The sequence below is a fragment of the Streptomyces tricolor genome (assembly GCF_002155905.1).
GTDB lineage: Bacteria > Actinomycetota > Actinomycetes > Streptomycetales > Streptomycetaceae > Streptomyces > Streptomyces tricolor.
Map to the genome: position 1 here is coordinate 1 of NZ_MUMF01000861.1, position 9,793 is coordinate 9,793.

Consider the following 9,793-nt stretch of genomic DNA (forward strand, 5'->3'; position numbering starts at 1 on the left):
GACCCACTTCGCGACGGTGTAGTTCTGCTCGATGGCGACGGGGTAGCGGGCCTCGGGGGAGAGGTCGTACTCGGGGAAGACGACGGCGGCCTGGGCGCCGACGGCGAGTTCGCGGACCAGGCGGTCGTGGGTGTGGGCGTTGCCGAAGACCCAGCCGGCGCCGTGGATGTAGACGACGGCGGGGAGGGTGCCGGTGGTGCCGGCGGGCTTGACGATGCGGGCCCGGACGCTGCCGGTGGGACCGCCGGGGACGGTGATCCACTCCTCGTCGACGGCCGGCTTGTCGATCTCGCCGGACTGCACCTCGTCGACGGCCTTGCGGCCCTCGGCGGGGGGCAGGTCGAAGAGGTAGGGCGGGTTGGCGGTCGCCGCGGCGAACTCGGCCGCCGCGGGTTCCAGTACCGGCTGGGCCGGCGCCTGGGCATCAGACATGCGAATCTCCTGGAATTGCGTAGGGGACGCCGGTCGTTCCGGCACACACGACCCGGATCGTTGTGCTGGGCACTCCGGCGCCGCTGACCGCCACCGTAGAACCGCTGTCCGCCCGGCAGTTGCCCGCCAGCGCACGCCTGACATCCTCACAGCGCACCACGTCCGCCCGCCGCACGCCGCGTGCGCTGGGGGGCACACGGCGGTGCACGGACAGGACACACAGCGGCCTCCCCCGGTCCTAGCGTGAGGGCACAGCGGTCGCGGTCCGTCCACCGGTCGGACGCCCACGCGCTCACCGCTTCGAGGTCCGCTTCCTCTTCCCCTTCCTCGCTCGCCGAGCCCGGACGCAGCGGACAGCCAAGACGCAGTTCCACGAAGGAGGTCCCGCACTCGTGTCTGCCATGCCGGTCGGCGGGCTGGTTCCCCAGGCCGCCGACGACGCCGCAGAGCTGGTCGTCCGCAACGCTCGTATCCACACGGGGGACCCGGTCCGCCCGCACGCCGAGGCACTCGCCGTCCGCGACGGCCTCATCACCGTCGTCGGCGACGACAAGGACGTGGCCCCGCACATCGGGCCCGCCACGAAGGTGGTGGACGCGCTCGGCCGGCGGATGATCCCCGGGCTCAACGACGCCCATCTGCATGTGATCCGGGGCGGGCTCAACTACGTACTGGAGCTGCGCTGGGACGGGGTTCGCACCCTCCGCCAGGGGCTGGCGATGCTGCGGGAGCAGGCCGCGCGGACGCCGAAGGGCCAGTGGGTGCGGGTGGTGGGCGGCTGGTCGGCGGAGCAGTTCGCCGAGCGGCGGCTGCCGACCCCCGCCGAGCTGAACGCCGCCGCCCCGGACACCCCGGTGTTCGTGCTGCACCTGTACCAGTCGGCGGTCCTCAACCGGGCGGCGCTGCGGGCCGCCGGCTTCGACAAGGACACACCCGACCCGCGGGGCGGCGTGATCGTCCGCGGCCGGGACGGGGAACCGACGGGCATGCTGCTGGCCGCGCCCAGCGCCCTCATCCTCTACTCCACCCTGGCCAAGGCGCCGCTCCTGGAGGGCGAGGACAAGAAGGTGTCGACCCGTCACTTCCTGCGGGAGCTGAACCGGTTCGGCCTGACCTCGGCGATCGACGCCGCCGGCGGCTTCCAGAACTTCCCCGAGAACTACAGCACCGTCATCGAGCTGGCGCAGGCCGGCCAGTTGTCGCTGCGCATCGCCTACCACCTCTTCCCGCAGACCGCGGGCCAGGAGATCGCCGACCTCACCCGCTGGATCGAGACGGCCCGCCCCGAGGACGGGGACGCGTGGCTGCGCCTGAACGGCGCGGGCGAGAACCTCACCTGGGCGGCGGCGGACTTCGAGAACTTCGCCCAGCCACGGCCGGAACTCGGCGACTACGAGGGCGAGTTCGAGAAGGCGGTCCGGCTGCTCATGGAGCACGGCTGGGGCTTCCGGCTGCACGCGACGTACGACGAGACCATCCGCCGGGACCTCGCGGTCTTCGAGAAGCTCGCCGCCGAGGGGCTCTTCCCCGCGGGGAACCGCTGGCTGTTCGACCACGCCGAGACCGTGTCCGTGGAGAGCCTCGACCGTGTCGCCGCGCTCGGCGGCGCCATGTCCGTCCAGAACCGGCTGTCCTTCCAGGGCGAGGCGTTCCTGCGCCGCTACGGCCCCGGCCGGGCCGCGGACGCCCCGCCGATCCGGGCCATGCTGGACCGCGGGCTGACCGTGGCCGCCGGCACGGACGCCACCCGGGTCTCCACCTACAACCCCTGGGTCGCCCTGCACTGGCTGGTGAGCGGGCGCGGCGCCGGCGACGTCGTCCTCCGCCCGCGCGGCAACCGCGTCGACCGGCAGACCGCACTGCGCATGTTCACCGTCGCCGGCGCCGAACTGACCGGCGAGGAGCAGGTCAAGGGCGTGCTGCGGCCGGGCTGCTACGCGGATCTGGCGGTGCTGTCCGAGGACTACTTCACCGTGCCCGAACCGGAGATCGCGCACATCGAGTCGCTGCTCACGGTCACCGGCGGCCGGATCGTGTACGCCGCCGGCGAGTACGAGGGGCTCGACGAGGAACTGCCTCCCGTCTCCCCCGGCTGGAGCCCGGTCGCCCGCTTCGGCGGCTACCAGGCGTCCCGGCCGGCGGGCGTGCGGCAGGCGGAGCTGCTCGGCGAGGCCGTCACGGAGTCGGCGCAGCACCACGCGTGGCGCGTGCGGCGCGGTCTGGCTCCGGATGCCGCCGATGCCCCCTTCGATCCCTGCTTCGTCCTCTGACTCTGCCTGCGCGTCCCTCCTCCGCGTTCGTCGTCCGCTCCGGCTGCTGAGCGGGACGAGCGCCCACAGTCCCCGTCCACCGGACGGTTGTTGCCCGACGCGGACGCCCGTCCGCGCCGTTACTCATGGAAAGGCCTTCTCATGGTCGACATCGCCCAGGTCACCGCGTCCCCCAGCCCCGACCTGCTGACCCCCGACAACTGCGCGGTCCTGTTCGTGGACCACCAGCCGCAGATGTTCTTCGGCACCGGCAGCGGCGACCGGACCGCGATCATCAACTCCACCGTGGGCCTGGCCAAGGCCGCCAAGGTGTTCGATGTGCCGGTCGTGCTGAGCACCGTGGCCGCCGAGTCCTTCTCCGGCCCGATCATGCCGCAGCTGGCGGACGTGTTCCCGGACCAGAAGATCATCGACCGGACCACGATGAACGCCTGGGAGGACCCGGCGTTCGTCGAGGCCGTCAAGGCGACCGGCCGCAAGAAGCTGGTCCTCGCCGGCCTGTGGACCGAGGTCTGCGTCGTCCTGCCGGCGCTCTCCGCCATCGCCCAGGGCTACGAGGTCTACGTGGTCACCGACGCGTCCGGCGGGGTCAGCCCGCAGGCCCACGAGCACGCCGTGCAGCGCATGATCCAGGGCGGCGCCGTCCCCGTCACCTGGGTGCAGGTGCTGCTGGAGCTCCAGCGCGACTGGGCCCGTGGCGAGACGTACGTGCCGGTGACGGAGGTCGTCAAGGAGCACGGCGGCGCCTACGGCCTCGGCCTGGTGTACGCCCAGGCGTTCATCGGCGAGCACGCCGCCGGCTGATCCCCTCCCCCAGCACAGCAGCAAGCACTGAGTCAGGAACAGGCAGGAAGAGATGGACGCGGGACTGCTGGTCCTCCGGGTGGTGGCGGGGCTCCTCATCGCCGGCCACGGAGTGCAGAAGGTGAGCTTCCGGCTCGGGGGCCACGGTTTGGCAGGCGGAACCGAGGAGTTCCGGCACGACGGGTTCCGCGGGGGCCGGCTGACCGCGGTCGTCGCGGGCGCCAGTCAGATCGGGGCCGGCCTGTTCCTGACCGCGGGTCTGCTCACGCCCTTGGCGGCGATGGCCGCCATAGGCGTGATGACGGTCGCGGGCACCGTCAAGTGGCCCAAGGGCCTGTGGGTGCAGAACGACGGCTACGAGTACCCCCTGGTCCTCGTCGTCGTCTCCGCTGCACTGGCCCTCACCGGGCCCGGCCGCTGGTCGCTCGACCACGGGCTCGGCATCACCCCGTGGCCGGTGTGGGTGGCCCTCGCCGCGATCGTGATCGGCCCGGTCAGCGGGCTGCTGACCCGCCTGGTGCTGCACCGGGCGCCCGCGGCGGCGGAAGGAGGGGCTGGTGCGCGCACTGCTGACTGACGCCCTCCGTACGCTGGCACCGCCCAAGGGGGACCGCCATGGGCCGCTGCCTCCCTTGATGCTGACGCTGACCCTGGTCACCGGCCTGGTCGACGCCGTGAGCTACCTCGCGCTGGGACACGTCTTCGTGGCCAACATGACCGGCAACGTGGTGTTCCTCGGGTTCGCGCTGGGAGGCGCCGCGACCCTGTCCGCGCTCGCCTCGGTCGTCGCGCTGGTGGCGTTCCTGCTGGGCGCGCTGGCCGGCGGCGGGCTCGGCACCCGGTTCGCCGGGCACCGCGGGCGCCTGCTGGCGGCGGCCACGGCCGCGCAGACGTTGCTGGTGGCCGTCACGGTGGTGGTCACGGCGGTCACCGGCGGCCGGGTCACCACCGGGGTCGAGTACACGCTGATCGTGTGTCTCGGGCTCGCCATGGGGCTGCAGAACGCGGTCGCCCGGCGCCTCGGGGTGCCGGACCTCACCACGACCGTGCTGACGCTGACCCTCACCGGTCTGGCCGCGGACTCGGCCCCGGCGGGCGGTGCGGCGCCGCGGCCCGGACGCCGGATCCTGTCCGTGCTGGCCATGCTGCTCGGCGCCCTCGCCGGGGCGGGACTCGTCCTGCACGGCCATCTGGTGCTCACCCTGGGCCTGTGCCTGCTGCTGCTGGCACTCACCTCCGTGGTGGCGCACCGGCTGTCCGCGGGCGACCCGGCCTGGACCCGGCCGCCGTCCTGAGGGCGGGACGCGGCTCATGACGGTGAGGGTGACGGCCGGTGGCCGTCACCCTCACCGTCGTACCGGCTCAGGGGCGGGGGATGTTGCGGAGGTTGGCCCGGGCCAGGTGGATCATGCGGCCGACGCCTCCGCTCAGGACCGTCCGGCTCGCGGACAGGGCGAAGCCGCCGAGCTGCTCGGCGGTGATCTTCGGCGGCACGGCCAGCGCGGCCGGGTCGGTGACGACGTCGACCAGCGCGGGTCCGTCATGGGCGAAGGCCTCGCGCAGCGCGTCCCGGACCTGGCCGGGCTGCTCCACGCGGATGCCGCGCGCACCGGCCGCCGTGGCGATGGCGGCGTAGTCGGCGTGCGGGTAGGCCGTGCCGTGCGGGGGCAGGCCGTCGACCATCATCTCCAGGTCGACCATGCCGAGGGAGGAGTTGTTGAAGACGACCACCTTCACCGGCAGGTCGTACTGGACGAGGGTCAGGAAGTCGCCCATGAGCATGGAGAAGCCGCCGTCGCCGGAGAGGGAGACGACCTGCCGGCCGCGGTCGAGGAACTGGGCGCCGATGGCCTGGGGCAGTGCGTTGGCCATCGAACCGTGCACGAACGAGCCGAGGATGCGGCGGCGGCCGTTCGGCGTGAGGTAGCGCGCCGCCCACACACAGCACATGCCGGTGTCCACGGTGAACACCGCGTCGGCGGCGGCCTCCTCGTCGAGCACCGAGGTGACGTACTCGGGGTGGATCGGGGTGTGCCGGTCGACGTCGCGGGTGTAGGCGTGCACCGCGCCCTCCAGGGCGTGCGCGTGCCGCTCCAGCATGCGGTCGAGGAACCGGCGCGAGGGCTTCTCCCGCACCGCGGGCGTGAGGCAGCGCAGGGTCTCCCGTACGTCTCCCCAGACGGCCAGGTCCAGTGGGGTGCGCCGGCCCAGCCGCTCGGGCTGCACGTCGATCTGCACGGTGCGCACATCGCGGGGCAGGAAGTCGGTGTACGGGAAGTCGGTGCCGAGGAGCAGCAGCAGGTCGCACTCGTGCATGGCCTCGTAGGCGGCGCCGTAGCCGAGCAGCCCGGACATGCCGACGTCGTACGGATTGTCGTACTGGATGTGTTCCTTGCCGCGCAGGGCGTGACCCACCGGGGCCTTGACCTTGCCGGCGAACTCCAGCACCTCGGCGTGGGCTCCGGCGACGCCCCGGCCGCAGAAGACCATGACGCGTTCGGCGGCGTCCACCAGCTCGGTGAGCCGGGCGATTTCCTGGTCGCTGGGGCGGATGGCGGGCCGGTCCAGGGGCATGGCGAGTTCGGGTGCCGCGTCCGGGGAGTCCTCCGCGGCGGTGTCGCCGGACAGGGCCACGACCGAGACTCCGCGCCGGCCCACGGCGTGCTGGATCGCCGTCTGCACCACACGGGGCATCTGGCGGGGCGAGGAGATCAGCTCCGAGTAGTGGCTGCACTCGGCGAACAGCCGGTCGGGGTGGGTCTCCTGGAAGTAGCCGGTGCCGATCTCGCCGCTGGGTATGTGGGCGGCCAGTGCGAGGACGGGCGCCATCGAGCGGTGGGCGTCGTACAGGCCGTTGATCAGGTGGAGGTTGCCCGGTCCGCAGGAGCCGGCGCACGCGGCCAGTCGCCCGGTGAGCTGGGCCTCCGCTCCGGCGGCGAACGCCGCGACCTCCTCGTGGCGGACCTGGATCCACTCGACGTCGGCGTGCCGCCTGACGGCGTCGACGACGGGGTTCAGGCTGTCTCCGACCACGCCGTACATGCGGCGCACACCGGCGCGCGCCATGAGGTCGACGTACTGTTCGGCGATGGTCTGCTTGGCCATGGCACTCCTCGGGTTCCGGCATGGCGGCAGGGCCTTCCGGGCGAGGGCCCGGCGGGTCTGCCTCGCGACCCGATCACGCTAGTGAGCCGGCGGTGCCGCGCTTGACTGTTCGCGCACGGGATCGGTTCCGGCAGCGCACCCGTGCCCGGCGGCGCCGTGCCGGTCCGGCGGCCTTGCTGGGCACAAATACGGCGTCCGGACATTCCGGTGCAGAAAGGCCGGCGATGTAACGGTCTTTTCCTCGCGGTCGCCGTGCGGAATGCGGGCTCGTCGTTGCGTGGACGTTTTCGGGAAATTCCGCACGGGGGACGGACATCGTGCACGGTCGGAACAGAAGCGGTGCGCTGCGCGCACAGCCGGCCGCCGGGTCCGAGGGACCGGCGGCCCGGAGTGCGGCGGATCAGGCCAGTTCGGTCTCCAGCCACCGCAGGACGTCGGGCGTCACCGGGTCGACCAGGTCGGCGAACTCGTCGTGCCGCTGGAGGAACTTGGCGACGTACGGGCAGACGGGAACGATCCGCTTCCCGGACTCCCGTACGTCGGTGAGCGCCTCCTGGACCAGCCGGGAGGCCAGGCCCTGCCCGGCGAAGGCGTCGTCGATCTCGGTGTGGTGGAAGACGCGCTGCGCACCGTGGTCACGGTAGGCGGTCAGTCCGGCGCGCTTGCCGTCGACACGTATTTCGTAGCGATTCCTCGCGTCCACACGCTCGACGACGGGAACGGCGGAAGGCTGGCTCATCGGATGCCTTTCGGATGGCGTCAGTGACGCGGTGGATTCCTGCGCGGGGTGAGGGTCGCATTCGGCAGGACGGGGGCGGGAAGCCGGTCTCCCGGATATCCTTCGACGGCGCCGAAGCGTTCGGAGGAGTTCTCCCATTCCTCGCGGGCCCTGACGATGTCCTCGTGGCTCCGGCCGATGAAATTCCACCACATGACGATCTCCTCCTCGAAGGGTGTGCCGCCGAGGAGGACCGCCCGCGCGGTGTCGTCCGACTCGTTCGCCAGGGTCAGGGTGCGGGGGCCCGGGTGGACGTAGCCCAGCTCGGCGGGGTCCAGGAGGGCGTCCGCGAGGCGGACGGTTCCCCGGTCGACCAGGAGCCCGTGCTCGAAGGCGGGGTCCACGGCGAGCGTGACGGTCGCGCGCGGCCGGAGGACGATCTCGGCGCCGAGCAAGGGGGTGAAGGTCGGCACCGGTGAGGCGGCCCCGGCGAGGGACCCGAGGAAGACGCTGATCTCGGCGCCGTCGGTCCGCACGGGCTCGGGGACGTAGTGCCGGAAGTCGCGGGCGGTGGCACGGTGTTCCTCCGGCAGGGCCACCCACAGCTGCACGCCGTGCAGGACGGTGGTGCGCGGGGTGGAGACCTCGGAATGGCTGATGCCGTACCCGCCGGTCATGAGGTTCAGCTCGCCGGGCCGGACGAAGGCGTGGCTGCCGAGGCTGTCGCGGTGCTCGATCTCCCCGCTGAAGAGCCAGCTCACGGTCTGGAGACCGGTGTGGGGGTGCGGGGCGACATCCATGCCGCCGGTGTCGGAGACGTCGTCCGGGCCGTAGTGGTCGGCGAAGCACCAGGCGCCGATCAGGGTCCGGGTGCGCTGCGGCAGGGTGCGCCGCACGGTCATCGCCCGGGGACCCCCCAGGGGGACGTCGCGTGGGGTCAGCACCTCGACCCGGGGCGCTCCGGTCGCCCGTTCGCCGTCCACCTCCGTACCGCAGCGCACTTCGACGGGGTCGGTTTCGACATTGCTCATCGCGGACCACCTCTCCACCCAGTAATTGTTTCACATTCAACCACCAAAGGCCCCCATCATGGGGGCGGGCAGGTCCGCACGCCACGGCGTTTCCTCTTCGGGCAACATCCCGTGCGCTCCCCGGCAAGCCGCTCCCCCGGACCCGCCGTACGGTCGGCAGCACCTCGGGCCCGCGGAAGGCGGGCCTCGGAACCGAAGCGTCGCAGACAGGGGGGCGGGCATGAGACACGATCCTGCCGAAGCCGCGGACGAAGATCCGATCATATGTACGACGAGTGTCCGCGTCTCCGTGTCCGGCGAACTGCCGGTGCCGCTCCCCGCCGAGCTGCGGTACTCGGCGGCCGATCCCTACGCCGTACGCCTGTCCCTCGGCGCGCCCGCCGCTCCCCCCGTCGACTGGGTCTTCGCCCGGTCGCTCCTCGCCCAGGGGCTGAGCCGGCCCACCGGGTCCGGGGACGTCGTGGTGTTCCCGGAACGCCGGTACCGACCGGACGCGATCCGCATCCTGCTCCGGACCCGGGCGGGTGCGGCGCTGCTGGAGGTCTCCGGCGCCGTCGTCACGGCCTTCCTGCAGCGCGCCCACGCGGTGGTCCCGCCGGGCACCGAGCACCGCCACATCGATCTCGACCACGTCGTGGAACAGCTCACGGCCGGCCGCGAGTGACCCGCCCGGCACCGCCTGCGGTGCGCTGACGAGCACCAACGCGTGCGCTCCTGGACAACGCGTCGTGCGGTGCGGCCCCTAGCGTCGACCGCGTACGCACAGCACGCCATCGCAGGAGGCACCGCATGACCACCAGCACCACGCCCCCGAGCAGCCAGCCGTGGCTGCACCAGAAGGGTGAGGTCATCCAGGAGTTCGGAACCGTCAAGCAGTTCCCCGTCGCCCTGTCCTACGAGGCGCGCATGTACTCCTGCCAGCGCCTGAACAAGGTGCTGGCGGACACTCAGATCCTCTACGGCCTGTACAAGAAGCACCACTGGATCATGCGGGGCGCGACCTTCTACCAGCTGCACCTGCTCCTGGACAAGCACGCCGGTGAACAGCTGGGACTCGTGGACACCCTGGCCGAGCGGGTGCAGACCCTGGGCGGCGTCGCGGTGGGCGACACCCGGCACGTCGCCGAGATCACCTCGATCCCGCGCCCGCCGGACGGTGTCGAGGAGGTCCCGGCGATGCTCTCGCGGCTGCTGGAGGCCCACGAGACCATCCTGACCGAGGCCCACGACGCGGCGGCCCGGGTCGCCGAGCTGGGCGACGACGGCACCAACGACCTGCTGGTCTCGCAGATCATCCGCACCGGCGAACTCCAGGCCTGGTTCCTGGCCGAACACCTGGTGGACACCCCGCTCGTCCGCTCCTGACCCCGGACGGGGGCCGCCGACGGCACAACGGGCGGGGGGCGCCGGCCCGCGGGGCCGCGATCCCACCC

At 72.3% G+C, this 9,793-nt stretch carries 10 protein-coding genes; 6 read left to right on the forward strand and 4 right to left on the reverse strand.

Going from position 1 to position 9,793, the window contains the following annotated elements; all coding sequences use genetic code 11:
• A partial coding sequence (locus tag CCN44_RS40830; RefSeq protein WP_158103222.1) for an alpha/beta hydrolase occupies positions 1–432 on the reverse strand: 432 nt, incomplete at its 3' end.
• A 401-nt stretch (positions 433–833) separates the two neighbouring features.
• Between CCN44_RS40830 and CCN44_RS40835 the strand changes: the two genes are divergently transcribed.
• From CCN44_RS40835 to CCN44_RS40850, 4 genes are all read left to right on the forward strand, one after another.
• A complete protein-coding gene (locus CCN44_RS40835) occupies positions 834–2,702 on the forward strand; it encodes an amidohydrolase (protein ID WP_237482587.1) in 1,869 nt (622 codons plus the stop codon).
• 141 nt (positions 2,703–2,843) lie between these two features.
• Positions 2,844–3,506: a hydrolase gene (locus CCN44_RS40840; RefSeq protein WP_086704249.1), complete on the forward strand. Its 663-nt coding sequence runs from the start codon at positions 2,844–2,846 to the stop codon at positions 3,504–3,506.
• Positions 3,507–3,558: 52 nt separating this feature from the next.
• A complete protein-coding gene (locus tag CCN44_RS40845; RefSeq protein ID WP_086704263.1) occupies positions 3,559–4,083 on the forward strand; it encodes a DoxX family protein in 525 nt (174 codons plus the stop codon).
• On the forward strand, positions 4,064–4,801 hold the full coding sequence (locus tag CCN44_RS40850) for a YoaK family protein (RefSeq protein ID WP_086704252.1): 738 nt from the start codon (positions 4,064–4,066) through the stop codon (positions 4,799–4,801). Before CCN44_RS40845 ends, CCN44_RS40850 begins: the two co-directional genes overlap by 20 nt.
• A 67-nt stretch (positions 4,802–4,868) precedes the next feature.
• On the opposite strand, the gene CCN44_RS40855 is transcribed toward CCN44_RS40850, so the two are convergent.
• The 3 genes from CCN44_RS40855 to CCN44_RS40865 all read right to left on the reverse strand — a co-directional run bounded on the left by CCN44_RS40855 (position 4,869) and on the right by CCN44_RS40865 (position 8,360).
• A complete protein-coding gene (locus tag CCN44_RS40855) occupies positions 4,869–6,611 on the reverse strand; it encodes a pyruvate dehydrogenase (protein ID WP_086704254.1) in 1,743 nt (580 codons plus the stop codon).
• A 400-nt stretch (positions 6,612–7,011) separates the two neighbouring features.
• Complete coding sequence (locus CCN44_RS40860; protein ID WP_059247177.1) at positions 7,012–7,350, reverse strand: GNAT family N-acetyltransferase; 339 nt, start codon at positions 7,348–7,350, stop codon at positions 7,012–7,014.
• Between the two features lie 20 nt (positions 7,351–7,370).
• The gene (locus CCN44_RS40865; protein ID WP_086704257.1) at positions 7,371–8,360 is read right to left on the reverse strand and encodes a pirin family protein; all 990 of its coding nucleotides are present in this window, start codon (positions 8,358–8,360) and stop codon (positions 7,371–7,373) included.
• Between the two features lie 220 nt (positions 8,361–8,580).
• Between CCN44_RS40865 and CCN44_RS40870 the strand changes: the two genes are divergently transcribed.
• Complete coding sequence (locus CCN44_RS40870) at positions 8,581–9,024, forward strand: SsgA family sporulation/cell division regulator (RefSeq protein WP_086704260.1); 444 nt, start codon at positions 8,581–8,583, stop codon at positions 9,022–9,024.
• Positions 9,025–9,149: 125 nt separating this feature from the next.
• Positions 9,150–9,725: a Dps family protein gene (locus CCN44_RS40875; RefSeq protein ID WP_059247174.1), complete on the forward strand. Its 576-nt coding sequence runs from the start codon at positions 9,150–9,152 to the stop codon at positions 9,723–9,725.
• Positions 9,726–9,793 lie beyond the last annotated feature (68 nt).